This is a genomic window from Campylobacter concisus, from assembly GCF_003048375.1.
Classification (GTDB): Bacteria; Campylobacterota; Campylobacteria; order Campylobacterales; family Campylobacteraceae; genus Campylobacter_A; species Campylobacter_A concisus_T.
The window spans coordinates 591,426-615,199 of the sequence record NZ_CP021642.1; the positions used below are offsets into that span (position 1 = coordinate 591,426).

Annotated in this window: 22 protein-coding genes; 16 read left to right on the forward strand and 6 right to left on the reverse strand. The window is 40.6% G+C overall.

Going from position 1 to position 23,774, the window contains the following annotated elements:
* Window positions 1-265: 265 nt before the first annotated feature.
* The 5 genes from CCS77_RS02930 to CCS77_RS02950 all read right to left on the reverse strand — a co-directional run bounded on the left by CCS77_RS02930 (window position 266) and on the right by CCS77_RS02950 (window position 5,316).
* Window positions 266-985, reverse strand: coding sequence for a fumarate reductase iron-sulfur subunit (locus CCS77_RS02930; protein WP_004317555.1), 720 nt, complete (start codon window positions 983-985; stop codon window positions 266-268).
* Window positions 978-2,996, reverse strand: a complete 2,019-nt coding sequence (locus CCS77_RS02935; protein ID WP_021087339.1) for a fumarate reductase flavoprotein subunit — start codon at window positions 2,994-2,996, stop codon at window positions 978-980. The genes CCS77_RS02930 and CCS77_RS02935 overlap by 8 nt, the downstream gene beginning before the upstream one ends.
* Window positions 2,997-3,010: 14 nt before the next feature.
* On the reverse strand, window positions 3,011-3,709 hold the full coding sequence (locus tag CCS77_RS02940; RefSeq protein ID WP_035160410.1) for a fumarate reductase cytochrome b subunit: 699 nt from the start codon (window positions 3,707-3,709) through the stop codon (window positions 3,011-3,013).
* 119 nt (window positions 3,710-3,828) lie between these two features.
* Complete coding sequence (gene lgt, locus CCS77_RS02945; protein ID WP_107916530.1) at window positions 3,829-4,644, reverse strand: prolipoprotein diacylglyceryl transferase; 816 nt, start codon at window positions 4,642-4,644, stop codon at window positions 3,829-3,831.
* Window positions 4,645-4,680: 36 nt separating this feature from the next.
* Window positions 4,681-5,316: an IMPACT family protein gene (locus CCS77_RS02950; RefSeq protein WP_107916531.1), complete on the reverse strand. Its 636-nt coding sequence runs from the start codon at window positions 5,314-5,316 to the stop codon at window positions 4,681-4,683.
* 126 nt (window positions 5,317-5,442) lie between these two features.
* Between CCS77_RS02950 and galU the strand changes: the two genes are divergently transcribed.
* The 16 genes from galU to CCS77_RS03030 all read left to right on the forward strand — a co-directional run bounded on the left by galU (window position 5,443) and on the right by CCS77_RS03030 (window position 23,594).
* On the forward strand, window positions 5,443-6,264 hold the full coding sequence (gene galU / locus CCS77_RS02955; RefSeq protein ID WP_009294249.1) for a UTP--glucose-1-phosphate uridylyltransferase GalU: 822 nt from the start codon (window positions 5,443-5,445) through the stop codon (window positions 6,262-6,264).
* Window positions 6,261-7,481 carry a glucose-6-phosphate isomerase gene (locus CCS77_RS02960; RefSeq protein ID WP_107916532.1) on the forward strand — a complete coding sequence of 407 codons (1,221 nt, stop codon included), beginning with the start codon at window positions 6,261-6,263 and terminating at the stop codon, window positions 7,479-7,481. Before galU ends, CCS77_RS02960 begins: the two co-directional genes overlap by 4 nt.
* A 3-nt stretch (window positions 7,482-7,484) precedes the next feature.
* A complete protein-coding gene (locus tag CCS77_RS02965) occupies window positions 7,485-8,030 on the forward strand; it encodes a DUF1287 domain-containing protein (RefSeq protein ID WP_107916533.1) in 546 nt (181 codons plus the stop codon).
* Window positions 8,031-8,090: 60 nt separating this feature from the next.
* A complete protein-coding gene (locus CCS77_RS02970) occupies window positions 8,091-9,680 on the forward strand; it encodes an ABC-F family ATP-binding cassette domain-containing protein (protein WP_107916534.1) in 1,590 nt (529 codons plus the stop codon).
* Between the two features lie 493 nt (window positions 9,681-10,173).
* A complete protein-coding gene (locus CCS77_RS02975) occupies window positions 10,174-11,574 on the forward strand; it encodes an aspartate ammonia-lyase (protein WP_012140135.1) in 1,401 nt (466 codons plus the stop codon).
* A 91-nt stretch (window positions 11,575-11,665) separates the two neighbouring features.
* Window positions 11,666-13,009 carry an anaerobic C4-dicarboxylate transporter gene (locus CCS77_RS02980; RefSeq protein WP_021090082.1) on the forward strand — a complete coding sequence of 448 codons (1,344 nt, stop codon included), beginning with the start codon at window positions 11,666-11,668 and terminating at the stop codon, window positions 13,007-13,009.
* A gap of 291 nt (window positions 13,010-13,300) precedes the next feature.
* Entirely contained in the window at window positions 13,301-15,574 is a 2,274-nt protein-coding gene (gene phsA, locus CCS77_RS02985) for a thiosulfate reductase PhsA (protein ID WP_107916535.1), read from the forward strand.
* 9 nt (window positions 15,575-15,583) lie between these two features.
* Complete coding sequence (locus CCS77_RS02990; RefSeq protein WP_012140133.1) at window positions 15,584-16,147, forward strand: 4Fe-4S dicluster domain-containing protein; 564 nt, start codon at window positions 15,584-15,586, stop codon at window positions 16,145-16,147.
* On the forward strand, window positions 16,140-17,075 hold the full coding sequence (nrfD, locus tag CCS77_RS02995; protein WP_107916536.1) for an NrfD/PsrC family molybdoenzyme membrane anchor subunit: 936 nt from the start codon (window positions 16,140-16,142) through the stop codon (window positions 17,073-17,075). Before CCS77_RS02990 ends, nrfD begins: the two co-directional genes overlap by 8 nt.
* A gap of 90 nt (window positions 17,076-17,165) precedes the next feature.
* Window positions 17,166-17,834 (forward strand): response regulator transcription factor, encoded by a 669-nt coding sequence (locus tag CCS77_RS03000; protein ID WP_103611339.1) that lies wholly within the window; start codon window positions 17,166-17,168, stop codon window positions 17,832-17,834.
* Complete coding sequence (locus CCS77_RS03005; RefSeq protein ID WP_107916537.1) at window positions 17,818-18,924, forward strand: sensor histidine kinase; 1,107 nt, start codon at window positions 17,818-17,820, stop codon at window positions 18,922-18,924. Before CCS77_RS03000 ends, CCS77_RS03005 begins: the two co-directional genes overlap by 17 nt.
* Before the next feature lie 49 nt (window positions 18,925-18,973).
* Window positions 18,974-19,984 carry a Holliday junction branch migration DNA helicase RuvB gene (gene ruvB, locus CCS77_RS03010; RefSeq protein ID WP_012140129.1) on the forward strand — a complete coding sequence of 337 codons (1,011 nt, stop codon included), beginning with the start codon at window positions 18,974-18,976 and terminating at the stop codon, window positions 19,982-19,984.
* A 23-nt stretch (window positions 19,985-20,007) separates the two neighbouring features.
* Window positions 20,008-21,087 carry a cytochrome C gene (locus CCS77_RS03015; RefSeq protein WP_107916538.1) on the forward strand — a complete coding sequence of 360 codons (1,080 nt, stop codon included), beginning with the start codon at window positions 20,008-20,010 and terminating at the stop codon, window positions 21,085-21,087.
* A 200-nt stretch (window positions 21,088-21,287) separates the two neighbouring features.
* Window positions 21,288-22,328 (forward strand): AI-2E family transporter, encoded by a 1,041-nt coding sequence (locus CCS77_RS03020; protein ID WP_103607166.1) that lies wholly within the window; start codon window positions 21,288-21,290, stop codon window positions 22,326-22,328.
* 14 nt (window positions 22,329-22,342) lie between these two features.
* The gene (locus CCS77_RS03025; RefSeq protein WP_107916539.1) at window positions 22,343-22,714 is read left to right on the forward strand and encodes an HIT family protein; all 372 of its coding nucleotides are present in this window, start codon (window positions 22,343-22,345) and stop codon (window positions 22,712-22,714) included.
* Window positions 22,707-23,594 (forward strand): cache domain-containing protein, encoded by an 888-nt coding sequence (locus tag CCS77_RS03030; protein WP_107916540.1) that lies wholly within the window; start codon window positions 22,707-22,709, stop codon window positions 23,592-23,594. The genes CCS77_RS03025 and CCS77_RS03030 overlap by 8 nt, the downstream gene beginning before the upstream one ends.
* Before the next feature lie 2 nt (window positions 23,595-23,596).
* Here the strand turns inward: CCS77_RS03030 and CCS77_RS10730 are convergent, their stop codons facing one another.
* Window positions 23,597-23,731 carry a hypothetical protein gene (locus CCS77_RS10730; RefSeq protein ID WP_256372120.1) on the reverse strand — a complete coding sequence of 45 codons (135 nt, stop codon included), beginning with the start codon at window positions 23,729-23,731 and terminating at the stop codon, window positions 23,597-23,599.
* Between the last annotated feature and the right edge of the window lie 43 nt (window positions 23,732-23,774).

A 23,774-nucleotide genomic window follows, 5' to 3' on the forward strand; every position in this document is an offset into this window, starting at 1 on the left:
AGCCTAACAGAGTTTTTCTCAGAAAATATCAACTTATTTATGAATGTGATCGCTTCATTGTTTGCGCTATTTTTTGCTTTAGTGTTGGCTTTGGTCTTTTATTTTTTATTACCTTGCCACTTGGCTATATAATAGGCATAGTCTTGTCGTTTCCGCTTTTAATATTTGTGTTTTTAGTATTTGCGGCACTAGATATTTGTATCTGTATCTTGGCGTCAGTTTGTAGAGTTTTTAAATAAATTTGGGGCTTTTTACAGCCCCTTTGCTACTTTATAGCAGCCATTTTTCTACGCATATAAGCTATGCGGCTTTGAAGTGGTAAGTGTTTTGGGCAGTTGTCTTCGCAGCCAAGCAAAGTCATACAACCAAATACGCCATCATCATCGCCTATTAGCTCGTAAAAGTCCTCGTCAGTTCTCTTATCAAGCGCGTCTATCTTAAATCTAGCAACCCTGTTTAGACCAACAGCGCCGATGAAATCAGGTCTCATAATAGCTGTTCCACAAGATGCGACGCAAATTCCGCACTCTATACAGCGATCAAGCTCGAAAACTTCTTGAGCGACTTCTGGCTCAACTTTCTCTTCAAGCTTAGAGATATCAGTCTCATGATCTGTGTGTATCCAGCTCTCGACACGCTTACTCATAGCGTTCATCCAGTTACCAGTATCTACGCTTAGATCTTTTAGTAGTTTAAAGACTGGCAAGGGCATAAGCTCGATGACACCGCTTTCAAAGTCTTTTGTTAGAGTTCTGCAAGCTAGACTTGGTTTGCCATTTACTAGCATGCCACAACTTCCGCAAATTCCCGCACGACAAACAAAGTCAAAGCTAAGATCTGGATCAAATTTCTCGCGAATTTGATTTAACGCGATAAATAGCGTCATGCCATCAGTCTCTTCAAGCTCATAAGTCGCAAAATGAGGCTTTGAAACTTTGCTTAAAGGATTGTATTTAAAAGCTTTTATGGTTATTTTTCTACTCATTTCCTATACCTGCTCTTTCATTTGGTGCTTTATATTTTGGTTGAAGGTCATAGTGCATCAAAGCCTCTTGAATTTCTTGTCTGCTCTTGCCTTCTGCTTGCATTTTCTCGCGAATTTCATCGACCTCTTTTTGGCGGATAGCGCTGTTTGGATGCTCGATGATATTTCCTTTTGCACCATAACCTCTAAATGCTGGCGGCATCTCCATCTTCATGATATCAAGTGGCTCATAAGTGATAGTTGGCATAGTGTCGCCTTCTTTCCAGCTTGTAAGCGTTCTGTTTAGCCAGTTAAGGTCATCTCTTTTTGGATAGTCTTCGCGGCAGTGAGCGCCACGGCTCTCTGTTCTATCAAGTGCACCTTTTGCGATACAAAGTGCTAGTTTTAGCATCTTTGGCACGCGGTAAGCCTCTTCAAGCTCTGGGTTGCCAAATAGTGCTTTGTTGCTTACTTTTACATCAAGTGACTCTTTGTAGAGTGCTTCAAGCTCTTTAACAGCAAGCTCTAGACCTTTGCCTGTTCTAAATATCGCAACGTGTTCCCACATTACCTCTTTCATCTTGTTTTTGATATCAAAAACGTTAAATTTACCATCTTTTGTGACGAGGCTATTTAGATAGTCTTCTTGTTTTTTAACAAATTTCTCGATATCAGCTGTGTTTATCTCGATCTCGTGGCTAGCGCAGTAATCTGCAAAATAATCACCAACGATCATACCAGCGACGACTGTCTCAGAAACTGAGTTACCACCAAGGCGGTTAAAGCCGTGCATATCCCAGCAAGCAGCCTCGCCAGCGCTAAATAGACCAGCTAAAGTTGGGCTCTCGCCAGTTGGTTTTGTCTTGATGCCGCCCATTGAGTAGTGCTGCATAGGTAGGATCGGTGCCCAGCCTTTGCCACGCTGATGTCCTGTCTCGTCAGTATATACTTCAGTGTCAGCAGGATCGATGCCGTTAAAAATTTCGCAAATTTCTTGAACGTCACGTAAATTTTTCTCGATGTGCTCGCGTCCGAGGATAGAGATATCAAGCCAAACGTGATAGCCATAAGGGCTAGGTACGCCTTTGCCTGCACGGATGTGCTCCATTATACGGCGGCTAACGACATCACGGCTAGCTAGCTCTTTTTTCTCTGGTTCATAATCAGGCATAAAGCGGTATCCATCAACGTCACGTAAAATTCCGCCATCACCGCGGCAACCTTCTGTTAAAAGAATGCCAGATGGGACGATCGGAGTTGGGTGAAACTGAACAGCTTCCATATTGCCAAGCTGAGCTACGCCAGTCTCAAGTGCGATCGCAGCGCCGATACCTTCGCAAACAACAGCGTTTGTAGTGTGTTTATAAACTCTACCATAGCCACCAGTTGCTATAAGTGTGCCTTTTGAAACATAGGCTGTGATCTCGCCATTAACTAGGTCACGAACGATCGCGCCGTAACAGCGGTTATTTTGGTGTATCAAAGCGATCGCCTCTTTGCGGTCGTGAATTTCTACATTGTGCTTAAGCGCTTCGTTTGCAACAGCAAAAAGCATGGTGTGACCAGTCGCGTCAGCTGTGTAGCAAGTTCTCCACTTTTTTGTACCACCAAAGTCACGTGAGTGGATAAGGCCATGAACCTCTTCTTTTTCAACGATAGTTGTCTTTTGAGCGTTTATGATAGCGCTTCTTTCGCCTTTTGTGATCCTAGTCCAAGGCACGCCCCAAGCTGCAAGCTCTCTAATAGCTTTTGGAGCAGTTTGACAAAACATACGTGCAACTTGTTGATCACAACCCCAGTCGCTACCTTTTACTGTGTCAGCAAAATGGACATCTTCGTTATCGCCTTCACTCATTTTAGAGTTACCAAGACTTGCTTGCATGCCGCCTTGTGCAGCAGCAGAGTGAGAACGTTTTACAGGGATGAGGCTCAAAACTACGGTGCTTAAACCCTTTTCTCCAGCAGCCACAGCAGCTCTAAGACCAGCTAGACCGCCACCAATTACCAATGCGTCATAATATTTTACATTCATCTTCTAGCTCCTTTTTAATGGCTGATCCACACGAAATCGGCGATTAGCGCGATCACAGCAAGTATGCCATAAATGACAAATACAACTGTCTTTGCCTTATTTCTTTTGGCAAACATTTCGTGTTTATTTACGCCATCAATGCTTACCCATTTGACATATAAGCGGTACATGCCAACGCTAGCGTGAACGACCATGAAAACAAGTAGTGCGAAGTAGAAAATTTCTAGTTTGTGAAAAGCAGCAGCTGATTTGTCAGCAGTGATGTGTCCGCCAAAGATAATATCTATAAGGTGAGCGCTTGCTGCAAAAAATAGAGCAAAGCCTGTTAAAAACTGAAACCACCAAAGTGTGGTATCAAGGTGCTTCATGCGGTCTTTGTGGCCTCTAAACATTAAGTATTGTCTATAATTTGCAGGAAATTTTCTCATTGCCAAGAAGGCGTGAGTTACAAAAACTACAAAGATAACAGCAGCTATAACATTTGTGATCCACCAAGTAGCCTCGCCAAATAAAAATTTAGCCTCTGCAAATCCTACGACAGCGTTAAATGCGTCTTTGCCAAGTAGTATAGTAGAAGTAAAAACCATATGGCACAATATGAAACAGGCTAGAATAAATCCTGTAATACTTTGCCATCTATCCCAAGCGGCTGGAGTGCGGCTTTTTTTGCCGTCCGACCGTTTCCCCAAAAAACCTTCTATAAGCCCGGTCATGAGCCCTCCTAAGAAATTTGAAATAAGTTATCATTTCTTAATACTAATTTAAACATTAGCATTAATTGATAAAGCTAATGTTATCAGAACTTTACTTTAATAAATTTTAAATATTGACATTAAATTTTCGTAAATCTCTTATAGAGTTTAATATAGACAAAAATTCCGAACCCGCACATAATAAGTGATAAAATTTGCCCCATTGATAGACCAAAAATAATAAATCCAAGTCCAGAATCAGGCTCTCTGTAAAATTCACAAATAAATCTTGCAAATGTGTATAAAATGGCGTAAAGTGCTATGAGCTCGCCATTAAATTTCTTATATTTTCTATATAAAAATAAAACAACAAAAATAACTAAACCTTCTAAGAATGCTTCATAAAGCTGGCTTGGATGTCTTGGCTGACCAAAGACGTTTATCGCCCAAGGCACGTCTGTGACGCGTCCAAAAAGCTCTTGATTTAAGAAATTTCCTATCCTGCCAAAGGTGTAGCCAAAAGGTATGCAAATGGCGCAAAGATCAAGTAGCTGCCAAGCATTTTGCTTATATCTTTTGCAAAATAAAATTGTCGCTAGCAAAAAGCCAACCACAGCGCCGTGATAGCTCATGCCGCGAATTCCTATAAACTCGCCGTTGTGGATTGGATTAAAAATTTGCCAAGGCTGCGTTAGATAATATCCCGCTTCGCCAGAATAAACTAAAACCCAGCCAAGTCTAGCGCCTAAAATGACGCCTATTTCTACCCAAAAAAAGTAGTTATCTAAAAGTTGATTTGAGATAGGGATATCATCTTTTTTAACGAGATACTTTGCCATGGCAAGCGCCAAAACAAGGGCCAAAATATACATAAGCCCATACCAGTGCACGCTAAAGCCAAAGAGGCTAAAGGCGACTGGGTTAAAGTGGTTATAAATGTCGTTCCAAATTTCCATTTTTTACTTTCTTTTTAAATTTATGCGATTTTACAATTAATAAATAAACAGCGCTTTGCTGGCAAGTGGCAAGGCTAGAAATTTAAACTCGCTTGCTTCAAATTCTTTGCAAAATTTAAATAGCTCAGCAAACTCAGCCTCGTTTAAATTTACGCTCCAGATCGCTCCGAGGTCATTAAATTCTCTTTCAAACTCGCTTAAATTTTTAGTGGAAAAATAGTGCTCAAAGCGGCTCATCAGCGAAAATGGCGTAAAAAATTTAACCTCATCTTTTAACTCAAATTTCATCACGCCACCATCTTTTATGGCTTCATTTATCGCTTCATTCACAGCCCCTGAGTAGGCCCTAACAAGCCCTCCAGTGCCAAGCTTTATCCCGCCAAAGTAGCGAACTATCAAGACACCAACATTTATAAGCTGGGCTCCTCTTAGCGCGTTTAGGCTTGGCTGGCCGCTAGTGCCCTTTGGCTCGCCATCATCGCTTTGATTTTCAACGATTTGTCCGTATTTGTTTAGCTCCCTTGTCGCCCAAACTACATGAACGGCCTTAAAATGCTCCTCTTTTAGGTGTTCGTGCAAGCTTTTAAACGAGCTTATCGGGCACAAAAATGCTAAGAAATTTGACTTTTTTATATCAAGCTGGGCTTTGAAAATCCTATCAATCGTCTGCAAATTTGCTCTTTTTTAAAAATTTTAAAAATCTTATCAATTTGCTAATTAAAGCCTTGTAAATTCAGACAAATTTATATTATTAAGGAAAAGATAGTAGAATTTTGCAATTTTTCACGAAGGACTAAAATGATACAAACTTGCCTATTTCCAGCGGCTGGATATGGAACGAGGTTTTTACCAGCTACAAAATCACTCCCAAAAGAGATGTTGCCGATCCTTACAAAACCGCTCATTCACTACGGCGTTGATGAGGCGCTTGAGGCTGGCATGGATAATATGGCCTTTGTCACAGGACGCGGAAAAAGGGCGCTTGAGGACTATTTTGACATCAGTTACGAGCTAGAAAAAGAGATCGCAGGCAGCTCAAAAGAGTCACTGCTTAGCGAAGTTAGAAATTTAATGAGCTCATGCACATTTTCATTTACTAGGCAAAATGCTATGAAAGGGCTTGGACACGCCATTTATACGGGTAAAACGCTAGTTCGAGATGAGGCATTTGGGGTCATTTTGGCAGATGATCTATGTATAAATGAAAACGGCGAGGGCGTGCTTTCGCAAATGGTTAAAATTTATGAAAAGTATCGCTGCAGTGTCGTTGCAGTGATGGAGGTGCCAAAAGAGCAGACCAAGTCTTACGGCGTCGTAAGTGGTAGGTTTATAGAAGATGATCTTATAATGGTAGATGATATGGTTGAAAAGCCTGATCCTGCCGAGGCTCCGACAAATTTAGCGATAATTGGGCGCTACATCCTAACGCCAGATATTTTTAACATCTTAGAGCGAACAAAACCAGGCAAAAACGGCGAAATCCAGATCACAGACGCGCTAAAAACGCAGGCAAAAGATGGCATGGTGCTAGCTTATAAATTTAAGGGCAAGAGGTTTGATTGTGGCAGCATCGATGGCTTTGTCGAGGCTACAAATTTCTTTTACGAGCGCAGTAAATGATAGAAACTTCATTTAAATTTAACTTTGCAAGCAGCGAGGTCATCGACTCCTATGCCAAACGCATAAACGACGAGTACGAAAGCGGCGAGATAGGCTACTACCACCTGCCAGCTCTTGGGCAAAATTTGCTCGGCGAGATCAAGGAATATGAGAAGGGGCTAGCTCATATCAAAAATGTAGTACTTGTTGGCATTGGTGGCAGCAGTCTTGGCGTAAAGGCGCTAAAATCGATGCTTGAAGGCACAAAATGGATAAAAAGAGAGCTTTTGTTTTTAGATAACGTCGATCCTTGCAGCTACAAAAGCACGCTTAGTGGGCTAAATTTTGACGAGACCCTTTTTATAATAAGCTCAAAATCAGGCAACACGATCGAGACGATCACTATTTTTAAGTGCTTGCTTGATGACTTTAAGCCTCAAAATTTAGGTAAAAATTTCCTCATCATAACTGATCCTGGGACAAATTTAGAAAATTTCGCCAAAGAAAATGGCATTAAATTTTTTAACATCCCAAAAAATGTTGGCGGGAGATTTAGCGTGCTAAGTGCGATCGGTCTTGTGCCTCTTGGTATCTGCGGCTACGATATAAAGGCACTTTTGGAGGGCGCGCTTGCTTGTAAAAAGCAATACATCGAGCAAAAAGATAGCTCAATAGTCGCTAAAGCCTACCACTACGCCACTAGCAGAAGTGCTAGCATAAATGTCATATTTAGCTATTGCGATAGATTTTTTGAATTTAACGACTGGTACGTGCAGCTTTGGGCGGAGAGCCTTGGTAAAAAAAGAGGCTATAAAAGGGTCGGCCTTACGCCAGTCGGACTTGTTGGTAGCCGCGACCAGCACAGCTTTTTGCAGCTTATCATGGACGGCGTAAAAGATAAGAGTGTGACATTTATAAAGATAAAAGATCACGCAAGCGACAAGACTATCCCAAATTTAAGCCTAAAAGGGCTTGAAGAGTGCGATTTTGTGGCGGGTCTAAGCCTAAATGAGCTTATAAATTTGCAGTGCGACGCGACTGCTATGGCGCTGGTGCAAGAGGGCATAAGTGTCGATACTATCACGCTTGAGAGGCTTGATGAGTTTCATGCTGGCTGGCTCATTTTTTACTATGAGCTACTAACCTCGGCCACTGGTATCATGCTAGGCATCAACACATACGATCAACCAGGCGTTGAGATAGGAAAACGCATCTTAAAAACTATGCTTTTAAAGTAGAAAATGAAGAATTTTCTACTTTTAGCTCTTTTTGCCACGCAAATTTTTGCTTTTTCGGCGAGTAAATTTGTAAATGACGCTAGGTCGCAGATCGGCGTGACGCTAAGTTATGATCCAAGCTATGAAAGGCTTGCTTACCCAATGGGCGACGTGGATATCAAAAAGGGCGTTTGCACCGACGTTGTGGTAAGGGCGCTACGTCATCAGGATATGGATCTGCAAAGGCTTATTTTTGAAGATATGAGTAGAAATTTCGCAAGATATCCTAAAAAATGGGGACTTAAAAAGGCTGATAAAAACATCGATCACAGGCGCGTTTTAAACATCGCTACCTATCTAAAAAGAAAAGGTTTTGAGGTGAGCGATGATAAATTTCTGCCAGGGGATATCGTCACATGGATGCTCCCAAGAAATCTACCTCACATCGGCGTGATCTCAGATAAATTTGAAGGCCAAACGCCGCTTGTCATCCACAATATCGGCTCTGGCGTGCAAGAAGAAAACATACTTTATAGCTACAAGATCACGGGGCATTTTAGACTAAAGTAGCAAATGGCTTTTTAATCAAATTTTAGGCAAAATCGCAAAAAATAAATTCAAGGAAAAATAATGTTAGAAGTTAGGGGACTTACTCAAAGATTTGCAAGCAGTTTGCTATTTGAGGATGTAAATTTAAAGCTAAATCGCCACAACAGATACGGACTAATCGGCGCAAATGGCGCTGGTAAATCGACATTTTTAAAAATTTTAAGCGGAGCTATTGAGCCAACTAGCGGCGAGATCATCATAGAAAATGGACTAAAGGTTGGTGTGCTTGGGCAAGATCAGTTTGCGTTTGAAAATTTCACGCTAAAAGATGCCGTGCTTTATGGCAACAAACGCCTATATGACGCTGTAAAAGAGAAAGAAAAGCTCTATATGAGCGAGGAATTTACAGATGAGATAAACGAGCGCTTAAGCGAGCTTGAGATGATAAGCGCTGAAGAGGATCCAAGCTACGAGTACGAGACTAGGATAGAAAAAATTTTAAGCTCGCTTGGACTAAATGAATTTGATAAGCTTATGAGCGAGGTTGAAAACTCGGATAAAGTTAAGGTTTTGCTGGCTCAAGTGCTATTTCCAAAGCCAGACATCTTGTTCTTAGACGAGCCAACAAACAACCTTGATATAGACGCAATCGCATGGCTAGAAAACGAGCTAAACCGCCACGAGGGCACACTTGTGGTTATCAGTCACGACAGGCACTTTTTAAATAGGGTTTGCACAAACATTTTGGACGTGGATTTTAAGAAAATTCGCGAGTTTTCAGGCAACTACGACGACTGGTATATGGCTGCAAATTTGATTGCAAAGCAGCATGAGATGGAGCGTGATAAGAAGCTAAAAGAGAAAGAGGAGCTAGAGAAATTTATCGCGAGATTTTCAGCAAATGCGAGCAAGGCAAAGCAGGCGACCTCACGTGCAAAACAGCTTGAAAAGCTCGACATAGCAGAGATCGCTGTCTCAAGCAGACGTGATCCAAGCATTTTATTTCGTGCAAACCGCGAGATAGGCAATGAACTAATTGAGCTTAAAAACGTAAGTAAGAAATTTGATGATAAAGTGATATTTGACGGGTTAAATTTCAAGCTCGAAAAGGGCGACAAGCTAGCTATCATCGGTCACAATGGCGTTGGTAAAAGTACACTTTGTAAGATTATAATGGGCGAGCTAAAGCCTGACGTGGGCGAGGTACATATAGGTGCGACCATAGAGCCAGGGTATTTTGCGCAAGATACAGTAAATAAGATAGAGGGCGAGCTAAAGCTTTATGAGTACCTCCAAGATGCCAAAAACAAAGACATCGACGAGATCAGAAAGTGTCTTGGTAGGATGCTCTTTAGCGGTGCTGAGCAAGAAAAGGCAGTCGGCGCGCTAAGTGGTGGCGAAAAGCACCGTGTAAGGCTAGCTCAACTTATGCTTCATCGTCCAAATTTACTTGTCATGGACGAGCCAAATAACCACCTTGATCTTGAGGCTATCATTGCGCTTGGCGAGGCGTTTTACAACTTTAGTGGCTCAGTCATCTGCGTGAGCCACGACAGGGAGCTGATAGATGCCTTTGCAAATAGAATTTTACACCTAAAAGGTAGTGGCGAAGTCGTTGATTTTAAAGGCACATACGAAGAGTATAGAGCAAATTTAGGACTTGAAGGCTAAATGCTACTTTGCCTCTAGGAAATTTCTAGGGGCAGCTTAAATTTATCCCCTTAAATTTACCATTCATAGCGAGTTTGTAAATTTAGATAGAGCTGCAAATTTTAAATTTTCATCATATAAATGTGTCACGAAGTAATATTATAATTAAAGTTTAACTTAATTTTTTTATTTTTGTGTTGTTTAAACTTTAAATTTACATTAATTATTTGTTAAATTTTCTCAAAAATGGCTTTTAAACTTAAAGTGTAGGACAAATCTGAGTTAATTTGACCCTTTTTATATAATAAAAAAGTGATATTATTAGTAATATAACAATTTAGACAAGCAAATTCCTAAAAATCAGCTTAAATATGAAATATAATTTTCTTTAAAAGAGCGCCATATCAAGTCAAAAACTTAAAGCTTAAAAAAATTAAGTAGTCATTAATATTTAAAATCTCAAATACCTATATAATTTCACTCGGTAACAAATTTTTACTAAGGAGAAGCTGTTATGGCAACCAGAAGAGAACATGATTTTATTGGCGAGTTGGAAATTTCTGACAATTTTTACTATGGTATCCAAACATTTAGGGCTACTGAAAACTTCCACATGAGCGGTAGAACATTAAAAGAGTATCCATACTTTGTAAAGGCATTTGCACAGATCAAAAAAGCTGCTGCGCTTGCAAATAAAGAGGTTGGCGTTTTAGATCCAAAGATAGCTGATGCTTTGGCAAAAGCTGCTGATAGAGTAATAGCTGGCGAGTTTTTAGATCAATTTGTCGTTGATATGGTTCAAGGTGGAGCAGGAACAAGTACAAATATGAACTCAAACGAGGTTATCACAAACATCGCGCTTGAGAGCCTTGGTCACAAAAAAGGCGAGTATCAATACATCCATCCAAATGACCACACAAACCTTGGACAAAGCACAAATGATACTTATCCAAGCTCTATTAAAGTAGCAACTTATGCAAAACTTACTGACTTGCTTGCTGCTATGAATTTACTAAAAGATGAGCTTGAGAAAAAAGCAAAAGAATTTAAAGATATCATCAAAATGGGTAGAACAGAGCTTGAAGATGCCGTTCCTACAACACTTGGCAACACTTTTAACGCATTTGCAAGCTACATCAAAAGTGACATCGAAAAGATCACAGCTGCTCGTGAGTCAATGACGCATCTAAACATGGGTGCAACTGCGATAGGCACAGGCATCAACTGCCACCCAGAGTATAAAAATGTAGTTGTTAAAAAACTAAAAGAGATCACTGGAGTTGATTTTAAAAAGGCTGATGATTTTATCGCTGCTACGCAAGATACTGCAGACTTTGTCCACGTAAGTGGTGCGCTTAAAACCGCAGCTGTTAGACTTTCAAAAATCGCAAATGACTTAAGACTAATGAACTCAGGCCCAAGATGCGGTCTTGGTGAGATAAATTTGCCTCAAATGCAACCAGGCAGCTCAATCATGCCAGGCAAGGTAAATCCAGTTATCGCTGAGGTTGTAGGTGAAGCTTGCTATGAGGTTATCGGCAATGACGTAACTATTATGCTTTGCTCTGAAAGAGGCGAATTTGAGCTAAATGCATTTGAGCCAGGCATCGCTTATGCGCTATTTAACTCTATATTTATCCTTGAAAATGCTATGAAAACACTAGCTGAAAAAGCTATCAAAAAACTTACTGCAAACCCTGAGGCTTGCTTAAAATCAGTTCTTGGCTCAGTTGGTATCGTAACAGCATTTAACCCATATATCGGTTACGAAAAATCAGCAAGCATCGCTAAAGAAGCTCTTCAAACAGGCAAGGCAGTTGGCGATATCTGCCTAGAGAGAGGCTATCTAAGCAAAGAAGAGATCGATAAGATTTTAGAGCCTAAAAATATGCTAAATCCGAGCATGGTTAAGTAAAAATTTAAGCAAAGTATTATTAAAAGCGTGCCAGAATTCTGACACGCTTAAGTGGTGATTTTAGTAATAAAATTTAATAAAGGAGTTTTCGATGGATATAATGCTGATCTTACAGATTATAGTCCTATTTGGCGGCATCTATCTTGGTGTCAAACTAGGTGGTATGGGCGTTGGCTACGCAGGTGGTCTAGGCGTTGTGATACTCGCTTTACTTGGTATGAAAGTCGATATGAAAGACATCCCTATGGATGTTATCTTGATCATCGCTTCAGTTATCTCAGCGATCACAGCTTTGCAAGTTGCGGGCGGACTTGATTATTTAGTTCAAGTAGCAACTAAAATTTTACGCAAGAATCCAAAACAGATCAACTTTCTTGCTCCGATAGTTACTTACTTTTTAACTATCCTTGCAGGTACTGGACACACTGCGTTTTCTATGATCCCTGTTATCGTTGAGGTTGCAAAAACTCAAAATATCAAACCTTCAGCTCCGCTTGCGCTTTCAGTTGTCTCTTCTCAAGTAGCGATCACTGCAAGTCCTATCTCAGCTGCGTTTGTTGCTATGAGTGGTCTATGTGAGAAGTTAGGTGTTAGCTATCCAGTGTTGCTATTTATTTGTATATCAACTACATTTGTTGCGATGATTATCACTGCGTTTATTATCAATAAATTTTACGATCTTGACCTTTCAAAAGATCCTATCTATCAAGATAGACTTGCAAAAGGTTTGGTTGCAGAGGTTAAGGATGTCGAGTATCACGAGCCAAAACCATACGCAAAAAGATCAGTTGCTATCTTTGCAGTTGGCGTTTTGATCGTTGTTTGTTATGCGCTTTGCATCTCAAAGAGCTTAAATTTAGTAGAAAAACCTATCCTTTCAAGAGATGCAGCTATCATTAGCTTTATGCTAACTATTGGCTTTACGATAGCAGTAGCTTGCAAAGTTGAGACAGGCAAACTTCTATCAACTAGCACTTTCCAAAGTGGTATGAATGCGTGCATCTGCGTTGTTGGTATCGCATGGCTTGGTACAACATTTGTTAATGGACACCTTGATGCTATCAAAGAGGTTGCAAAAGACTTCGTTACTCAGTATCCATTTATCCTAGCTGTTGCACTTTATTTCTTAAGCTGCTTGCTATACTCTCAAGCTGCTACAACAAAGGTTATGATGCCTGCTGTTGCTGCTGCTCTTGGTATGACTAGCCCTGAAAATTCAGGTCAAATTTGGATACTTGTAGCTTCATTTGCTGCAGTTTCTGGTCTATTTGTATTGCCAACATATCCTACAACACTAGGTGCGATAGCGATGGACGATACAGGAACTACAAGAGTTGGTAAATTTGTATTTAACCACTCATTCTTCATCCCAGGAACTATAATGGTTGCATTATCAGTTATCCTTGGATTTATAGTAGCTCCAGTTCTTATATAAAACTTAAGCCGAGATCTCTCTCGGCTTTTTTAATCCACTTTAAATTTTCAATTTTTTATATCAAATTCTTAAATTTCAAATTTAAATTTTCTTTTTTTAAATCACGCAAAAATCGCGCTAAAATTTAATCCATCTTAATTTATCATTTTTAAAATTTGCTCTATTTTGATATTTAATCTCACATATCATAAAAAATAAAAACTAAAAAAAATTATTAAATAAAATTTAATTTTAGTTTCAACTTTAAATAATAAAATAACAAAAAGTAAAATTTCTTTTAAAGGGAGAAAGATGAGCTTAAATAGACGAGAATTTTTAAAATTCAGTGCAGGAGTTAGCGCAGCTGCATCATCTCTATCAGGTGGTGCTTTGCAAGGTGCTGCAAATGAAGGCGAAAAGCACGTTCATAGCTTTTGTGAGATGTGCTCTTCAAGGTGTCCTATCGAGGCAAAAGTCGTTGATGGCAAAGTTCGCTTTTTAAGTGGCAATCCAAAAGCTGGCGGCACGGCAACCTCTCTTTGTGCAAGAGGCGGCTCAGGACTTAGCCAGCTCTATGATGAAAATAGGATCAAAAAGCCATTAATCAGAGCTGGCGAGAGAGGCGAAAATAAATGGCGTGAGGTTAGCTGGGACGAGGCGCTTGACTATGTCGCTTCAAAGATGCTTGATATCAAGCAAAAGTATGGTCCTGAAAGCTTTGTATTTACCTGTAAAAGCTCGCAAACGCACAAGCTAATGGTAAATTTCGCCTCAGCTTATGGCTCTCCAAACTGCTTTTCGCACTTTTCATGCTGTCCGATCACCTACCAAATGGTCTGCGAGCAGATGTATGGCATCGCTAAGCTAAAAAGAGACTTTGCAAATGCAAAATACGTTGTAAATTTTGGTCACAACCTCTTTGAGGGCATCGTCATAGCTGATGCCAAAAAGCTTGCTAAATTTGCAGCTAGCAAGGACACAAAGCTACTTGTGCTTGAGCCAAGATTTAGCGTTGTAGCTGCAAAAGCTGATGAGTGGCTACCAGTTAAACCTGGCACTGATCTAGCATTTGTGCTAGCACTCATCAACACTTGGATACAAAATGGCACTTACGATAAAGAATTTATTGAGAAATTTACAACTGGCTTTGATGAGATTGTTAAAAGCGTAGAGGGCAAAACGCCTGAATGGCAAGAGACAATCACTGGCATAAAAGCAAGTGATGTTAGACGCATCGCTGATGAAATTTATAAAGCTGCTCCAAGAGTTATTTTTGATTTTGGGCATAAGACAACTACCACAAGAGCTGAATACATGAGGACAAAAGCCATCATGGTTGCAAATGCGATGATGGGCAACTGGGAGGTTAAGGGCGGTCTTTTTGGTGGCAAAAACGCAAAGACCTTTAACAAACTAGTAGGCGAGGATAAATTCCCAGTTCTTAAAAACCCAGATGATAAATTTAAAGTGCCAAAAGTTACCAGACTAGACTTCGCTGGCGAGGCTGGAGCGCATAAATTTGTAAACAGAAAACATGGCGTTTTGATGGATATAGATAACGCTATCTTAAACGAGAAGCCATACGCCATAAAAGGTTGGTTTAACATCCGCTTTAACCACCTCATAAACGTAGCTGAGACGATGAAGAGCATAGAGGCGATGAAGAAGCTTGAGCTCATCGTAGTGAGCGATGTCTATCCAAACGATATGGCGACCTTTGCTGATGTCATTTTGCCTGAGAGCAGTTACCTAGAGCGTGACGAGGGCATAGAGGACAAGTCAGGTCTAAAACCAGCTTATATGATAAGAAATAAAGTCGTTGATCCAGTTGGCGACACGAAGGACGGGGCGTTTATCTTTAGAGAGCTAGCACGCCGCATGAAGATAGATGAGCTTTACACTTGGAACGACATACGTGAGTTTAGGATGCAGCAAGCTGGCGGAGATGTAAATTTACTTGCCGCACTAGAAAAAGATGGCTTTATCACGTGGGATGAGCCGGGAATTTTGTTTAGAGAAAAAGGCATGATCGATAAATTTGTCGCTAAATATCCAGCAGCTGCTAAATTTGTAGGAGAAAATGGCTTGATGGACGATATGGCTAAGCTTAAAACAAAAAGCGGCAAGATAGAGCTATTTTTACCTGATGTCGAGGCGCAGTTTGCAGGATATGGCGCGCTAAATGATAAAGATATGGACACATTTGACGGACACGAGCTTTGCCTAACATGCGGCAAAACGCCTATTCATACCAACGGTCACACTCAGGCAGTTCCATTTTTAAATGACCTCATGAGCGATAGCCCTATCTGGATCAATCCAAACACCGCTAAAAAGCAAAATTTACGTGACGGCGACACAGTCTTAGTGAAGAATAAATTTGGCGAGCAAAAGGGCAAGCTTATGGTGACTGAGGGCATTAGAGAAGATACGCTCTTTATCTATCACGGCTTTGGACACATCACGCCAGGCCTTAAGAGCATAGATCACGTAGGGCTTAACACAAGCGTGCTTCTTGATCCAGCTGAGGGGCCAGTGGCTGCGACTATGGTTACAAATGTTGGCGTTAGCATAAGTAAAGCGTAAGGATAGAAAATGAAAAAATATATGATGATACATGATGAAAATTTATGCATCGGCTGTCAAGGCTGCTCGGTAGCTTGCAGAAGTGCAAATAACGTGCCAAGGGGACTTTACCGCTTGCAGGTGCATGCAAAGATGAGTGGGACATTTCCAAATTTAAAAACTGACTTTTTACGTCAAAGCTGTGTTATGTGCGAAGATGCACCTTGTGTTGAGGTTTGCCCAACTGGTGCTAGCTTTAAAACTGCTGATGGCGTGACGCTGCTTGATCATAGAATTTGCGTTAGCTGTAAGTACTGCATCCTGGCCTGTCCATACGACGCTCGCTACGTATTGCCAGATGGTGAGATAGGCAAATGCACATTTTGCTATGAGAGTAGGCTAGAAGAGGGCAAAGAGCCAGCTTGTGTTAGCGTCTGCCCTACAAATGCCCTAACCTTTGGCGACGTAAATGATGAAAACTCTAAAATTTCAAAGAAACTAAAAGAGAGCAAATACTACTTGCCAAAAGCGGAGTTAAACACAAAACCTTCACTTGCAATGATCGCAAATACAAAAGGAGCACACCATGAATAACATGTCAGGAAGCCTAGCTCAATACACAGAAATTTACTGGGGCTGGCCGATAGCTTTTTATCTATTTTTAGCAGGACTTAGCGCAGGTGCTAGCATCGTTGCTGTGCTTATCTCAAATAAATTTGGCAAGGACAACTACTACTTTAAAGCAGCCGCTCTTATCGCTCCAGTGGCAATCATCCTTGGACTTGCTCTTTTGGTGCTTGATCTTGGCAAGCCGCTTAGCTTTTACTGGATACTCTTGCTTTACAACTTTGACTCAGTTATGTCAATAGGCGTTGCGCTGCTTCTAGTTTATACGCCTCTTAGCGTTATATACGCGATTGGTGCGTTTAAAAACGAGATCGCGTCACTTAAAATTTCACTTTTTGACGCGCTTGCAAATTTAGCTAGCAAGCTTTCAGGTTTGCTTGGAATTTTACTTTTCATCCTTGGCATCGGCGTTGGCGCATATACTGGCTTTTTGCTAAGCGCAGCTCACAAGATCGCACTTTGGAACACGCCTGTTTTGCCACTATTATTCTTAGTTTCTGGCTTAAGCTGTGCTGGTGCTTTTACGCTGCTTCTTGGCGTGCTAAAAGATGAAAAGAGAGCGCAAAACCAAACTGCACACTTTTTATTAAAATTTGACTTTTTAGCGATAATAGTCGAGTTTTTGCTGATAGTCGCTCTTTTCATGGTTGTAAAAGGTGCAAGTGCAAGTGGTGCGCAGAGCGTAGCAAACGCACTTAGCGCAAATTCACTTGGGCTGATGTTTTATATCGGTGTCATAGGTCTTGGTATGGCTGTGCCTATCATTTTAGACTTAAGCGTTTTAAAGGTGCATGATTTCAAACGCGAATTTGCCGTGCTAAACGCTATTTTAGTCATTTGTGGTGTCTTTTTGCTAAGATATTACATAGTCTATGCAGGACAAATTTTTATTTAATACTTAAAAAAGAATTTTAATTTGAAATTTACCTATTAAGTATTACAATAGATAAAAATCTTATTAAAGTTTGTTTTTTAGGAGAGCATTTTGAAGATTTTGCTTTTAGAAGATGATTTGGGGTTTCAAGAGAGCGTCTGTGAGTTTTTGCAGACGCTTGGTTATGAAGTTACAGCGGTGAGCGACGGTCAAGAGGCTTGCGACCTGATAGAAAAAAATTTCTATCACCTTTTTATACTTGACATAAAAGTGCCTGGAGTAAATGGTCACGAGGTCATCAAGTATATAAGAAGTCTAAATCCAAACGCTCCTATCATGATAACGACATCTTTAGTTGATATAGATGATATGGCGATTGGCTACGAGCTTGGCTGTAACGAGTATCTAAAAAAGCCATTTGAGCTAGCTGAGCTTAAATTTAGAGTTGCTGAGCTTATGAGAAAGTACTATGGCACTGATGATAAAAACATAGTAAAGATAAATAACGAGTTTAGCTTCAACCTAAATAAACGCGTGCTACTTAAAGATGGCAAGATGGTCGATCTTAGCGCAAAAGAGGTCGCTTTGGTCGAGTGTTTGGTCTCACATCTAAATTCTTACGTCAGTATGGAGGAGCTTAGAGATCTTGTCTGGAACGACAAAGAGATCGAGGGCGCTGATATAAGGATGCACGTTTTAAAGATAAGAAACAAGACAAACAATAACTTTATCATCTCAAAGAGGCGCATAGGCTACAAGATAGATGCACAAGAGCTTTAAGATCCAGATCATAGCGACATTTGTCATAATGTCGCTCTTTTGCTTTCAAAGCTTTGTGATCTTAAATTTAAGTCAGAAAAATAGCAGCTCAAAGGCTCTCTTTGGCGCTATGAAGCATGAAACCATCATTAAAAATTCATTTCTCAAAAATGAAAATATAGCTAGCTCACTAAAATATAAATTTGCGATTTATGACGTCAATTTTAAACCAGTCATCTCAACGCTTAGCAAAGAGCCAAGTAGCTTTAAATTTGTAACGCTAGAAGAGGGCGGATATCTCTTTTACAAGAGCTTTTTTATAAAAGATAAGACCCCTTACTACATCGTCGTAGAAAAGGAGCTTGATAACAAAAAGAACATCTTTTTAACAGCCATCATGCTGCTTGTCATCCTTGTGGCAGTGCTTTTTATCGTCTATTTTTTATATTTAAGCAGCGTAAAGCCTTATAAAGAGTTTCAAAAGTATATGAACAACTTCTTTAACGACGCTATGCACGAGCTAAAGACCCCACTTGGCGTAGCTGGCATGAACCTTGAGATGCTAGGGCTTGAAAACAAGTATATAACACGCATCAAAAATGCCCTAAAACAGATGCAAATAACCTACGAAGATGTCGAGTTTTTTATAAAGCGTGGCTATATCAAATTTCCAAATGAACGGCTAAATTTAGGCGAGTATGTTAAAGAGCGAGTGAAATTTCTCTCAAGCGTGGCTGATGTCAAGAGTATCGAGATAAAGACAAATTTAGCAAGTGAGGCATTTACTATGCTAAGCAAGGTAGAAGCTCAGCGCATCATCGATAACACCATCACAAACGCCATAAAATACAGCCCAAAAGAGAGCGAGATAATAGTAAATTTAGAGCTTGAAGCAGATCGCATAAATCTTAGCGTGCAGGACTTTGGCAAGGGGATAAAGGACGTCAAAAGGGTCTGGAAAAGATACGTCAGAGAGGATGAAATCCAAGGTGGCTTTGGTCTTGGGCTAAATATCGTCAGTGAAATTTGCCAAAAACATGAAATTTTATACGGCGTTGATAGCGTTTATAATGAAGGCAGCACCTTTTACTATAAATTTAAACGAGCTTAGATTAAGCATAAAAGCGTAAAATGAAGCCTTAAATTTAGAAGGAAAAACTTTGGATAGAATCGTTGAAATCGAAAAAGTAAGCTTTGAAAATGACTTTGAAGTCTCTCTTAGACCTAGCAAATTTGAAGACTACATCGGTCAAGAAAAGATAAAACAAAATTTAGACGTCTTTATAAAAGCAGCCAAAAAGCGAAACGAGTGCCTAGATCACGTGCTATTTTACGGCCCTCCAGGACTTGGTAAGACGACCTTAGCTCACATCATCGCAAACGAAATGGGCGTAAGTATCAAAATGACCGCGGCTCCCATGATAGAAAAGAGTGGCGACCTTGCGGCGATCCTTACAAATTTACAAGAGGGCGACGTGCTTTTTATCGACGAGATACACCGCCTAAGCCCAGCTATCGAAGAAGTCCTTTACCCTGCGATGGAGGACTTTAGGCTAGATATCATCATAGGCTCAGGGCCAGCTGCTCAGACTATCAAGATAGACCTGCCAAAATTTACGCTAATAGGTGCAACGACGCGTGCTGGCATGATCTCAGCGCCTTTAAGGGACCGCTTTGGGATGGACTTTAGACTGCAGTTTTACACAAGTAGCGAGCTAAGCCGTATCGTGCAGATAGCCTCAGCTAAGCTTGGCAAAGAGTGCGACAAAAACGCCTCGCTCGAGATCGCCAAACGCTCACGTGCCACGCCTAGGATCGCTCTTAGACTATTAAAGCGAATTCGCGACTTTGCTGAGGTAAATGACGAGCAAATCATCAGCCATGAGCGCGCAAAAGAGGGACTTAACGCACTTGGTGTAAATTCACTTGGATTTGATGAGATGGATATTAGGTATTTAGAAATTTTGATGCAAGCAAGGCGCCGTCCTATGGGTCTTAGCACGATCGCAGCGGCTCTTAGCGAGGACGAGGGCACGGTTGAGGACGTCATCGAGCCATATCTGCTTGCAAATGGCTTTATTGAGCGCACCGCAAAGGGCAGGATCGCAAGTGCGAAGTGTTTTGAGACCTTTAATGTCAAGATCGACATCGAAAAAGGGCTTTTTGAGTAGCGAAATTTAAATTTGGAGCAAAAATGGGCGAGCCACATCTTTGTCCTAAGTGCAAGCAAAGGACGATTTACTTTGACGGGATCTGCTATGAGTGCAGGCAAAAAGAGAAGCTGGAGTTTTACGAGGGCTTAAGCGAAGATGAGATCAAAAAGAGGCAGAAAGATATCCTCGCTCGCATTGACGAGCTATATAAATATGATGAAATTTACAGCGACCTCACATATATTTTTTATCTGCATGGTATTTGCGACGAGCAGATCATCGAAGAAGTGACAAAAAACAGCGGGTACTACCCACCTGAAATTTACAAAAAGGCTTCAATAAAGATCAGAGATGAGCTTATAAATAGCCTAAAGGGCGCCCAAAACACTGTAAAAACAAATCACATCCTTTGTGCGCTTGCGTGGCAGGGTGATGAGGTGGTGAGGGAGCTATTTTTTAAGCTTTATAAAGCGCCAAAGCCTTGGAGGGCAAAGCTTCACGTTGATATGGATGGATATGCGCAGGTTGCAGGCTGGAGCTTTGATGGCAGTGGCAAGAGAAGAAGCCTAGTTTTTGATAAGTGCTTTACCTGCGAGCCAAGCCAAAGCGCAGAGGCAAGCGTTAAATTTAAAGCAGCAAATGATGAAAAATGTAAATTTTGTAACGGCGAGATGCTGGAATTTACAATCAAAAAAGAGAGCCTAAAGCTACTTGGGCTAGAGCTTAAAAATGACGCTGTGCTTAAATTTTGCCCGACATGCGTTGGCTTTGTGCAGTACTTTTGCCAAAATGACGGCAATAGCGTGCAAACTGAGGTAGTAGGCGAGGGTGAGAGCGAAGACTATGTAAGAGAGGCTGTGGCGGTGCTTGATGGGCAAAATTTCGAGCTCGCCAGCGAGGTTTGCGCTCATTACTCATATATAATAGATAGTGAAATTTTACTTGGCGGATATCCGCAGTGGCAGCAAGATGCTGAGTATCTAGCCTGCCCAAAATGCGGTCAAAGGATGAAATATCTAGCGCAAATTCCTTTTGGTGCTTTGATAGACGGCGAGGGCACGATCTATATGCAAATTTGTGATGAGTGTGAGGTTGTCGGAGCAAATTTTCAGTGCACGTAAAAGGCTAAATTTATAGGGACTTTTGAGCTAGAAAATTTACGTAAGGTATAAATTTATCTAAATTTATTAAGCTGTGGCAGGCTAAAAATGCCAAAAGCCTGCTCCTTGCAAATTTGGCGCCAAAGCGTTTTCGCAAATTTATCAAGCAAATGAGTAGCTTTGATAAATCTGCTATAATTACCCCATTTTAAGGGAGCGAAATGAATAACAGGCTGTTTTTTGGAATTTTTGCGTTTTGTGCTTTGGCTTTGGTGGTCTATCTTTTTAAACCATTTTTACTTGACATTTTTATCGCAGCGCTGCTTGCTGTGGCTGTTGCGAACGTGCAGATCGCATTTTTAACGCTTACTAAAAACCGCAAAACGCTCTCATCAGGTCTTACGACATTTGCGCTTTTATGCTTATTTATCGCGCCGCTTCTTTACGCCGTTATCGAGATCGCGAAATACGCAGCTGGCTTTGATATAAACAACGTCACAAAGACGATCGAATTTATCAAAAACTACGACTTTAGCCTGCCAGAGTCGATAAATTTCTTAGAGCCAAAGATCAAGGAATTTATAGGCGGGCTTGATATCAAGATGCTATTTTCGCAAGTCGCTGCTAATCTTGCAAATTTAGGCAAACTAAGCCTTAAATTTGGCGTTGATATGATCATCATCCTAGTATTTTTCTTCTTTTGCAATCTTTACGGCAACGAGCTTATAAACTATCTAAAAGAGGCGCTTCCGCTTAAAAAAGAGGACACTGAGTCGATACTTAGCGAAGTTGGCAACGTGATGGGCGTCGTTTTTTACTCAACTATCGCAAATATGATCATCCAGGGCTTTTTATTTGCCATTATCACCAGTTTTTACGGCTATGACGGCGTGCTAACTGGCATATTTTTTAGCTTCGCTTCACTCATCCCAGTCGTTGGTGGCTTTTTGGCGTGGGCGCCTATTAGCATTTATGAGTTTGCAAATGGCAACACAGCAGCCGCTATCACGATCGCACTTTACACCATCATCGTGATCTCATTTGGCGCTGATACGCTGCTAAAGCCGCTTGTCATTAAATTTATAAACTCAAAACTAGTCAAGATACCAACAAAGATAAACGAGCTACTCATCTTTTTTGCGATGATCGCTGGTATCACGACGTTTGGCTTCTGGGGCGTGATACTTGGACCTGCGATCGTGACATTTTTTATCTCAACGATCAAGCTTTACACGCTTTTGCGAGAGAGAAATTTCGTATAAAATAGGGGCAAAATATGATATATGAAGATAAATTTATAAGAGTTGAGCGCGAAAAGAACGAGCTTCCGTGGGTGAAAATTTTTACTGCTAAGCCCTACCGCGAGCTAAGTGATTGTGATGAGGCGAGTAGAGCTAGGCTTTTTGAAGCGATGCTGGTGGCTGAAAAGGCGATGCTTGAGTTTTATAAACCAACTAAGATAAACATCGCAAGCTTTGGAAACTACGTACCACACGTGCATATTCACGTCATTGCGAGATTTGAAAAGGACGCGTTTTTTCCAGATAGCGTTTGGGCTAGCCCCAAAAGAAAAAGCGAGCTTAAGCTGCCTAAATTTGATGAGTTTGCTAAATTTTTAGAAGAAAAACTAAGGCTTAGTTTTGAGTAAATACAAAAAATATTTTAATATCTATATCGTTTTAGTCGTTTTTGCGCTGCTTGGTAGCCTCTTTTACTTTCTTTATAGCTCATATATGGCTGAAAAAAAGCAAAACAATATGCGTGTCTTTTTTGACTATCATGTGAAACAGCTAAACAAAAGCATCGACGATGAGAAATTTTCATCAATGGCGATCTCGATCTTGCTTGCTCAAAACGAGTCTATACAGATGTGCTTGCTAGGTCAAAACCGCGACGAATGCGTAAAAAACATCGAAAATTTGACAAAAACTCTTGGCGCAGCGTCGATGTATAACAATATCAAACTTCATCTTTATGACAAAGACTTAAAAAGCTACGTAAGAAGCTGGGATCTAAACAGATATGGCGATATGATCGCTAGTGGCAGGTTTTTAGTCCAAGAGTCAAGGCGTCAAGATAGGCCCATGGTTGGCATCGAGGCGTGGTATGCGGGGGTGCATATAAGGGCTGTTTCAAATGTGATGCATGAGGGCAAAAACATCGGTAGTATCGAGGTTTTGCTAAACTACGACTCACTTGGAAATTTTTATAAAACGCAAGGCATAGATCTTTTTGTGCTCTTATCAAAAGATAAGATGCCAGCACATAAAAGCGCTCCGAGTGATCAAATTTTAAGTGATTATTACATCGAAAATTTAAGCAGTGCAAATTTAAATATAGTTGGAATTTTGCGCGATATCGACCTTAAAAAGTATGAATTTTACGTATATAAGACGCACTATTTTTGCGTTGTGCCGCTACTTGATGCTAGCAACACGCAGATAGGCTACTATGTCCTTCACGTAAATACTGACGAAAAAGAGCGAAACATCTCGCAAAACTATCTTGAATCAGAAGAGCTTTTTTAAATTTACCTCTTTAAAAAGCTCTCTATAAGATCTTTTAGCTCAAATTTAGCAAGTTCGGCTAGTTTTAAATACTCTTTTGTGCTGGCTATATTGTCAAGCTGCTTGTAAATTTGATCTTTTGTCATCTCGTTTATCACCTCTCCTTTGTTTTTGCATTTTATAAAGAGGATATGACAGGAT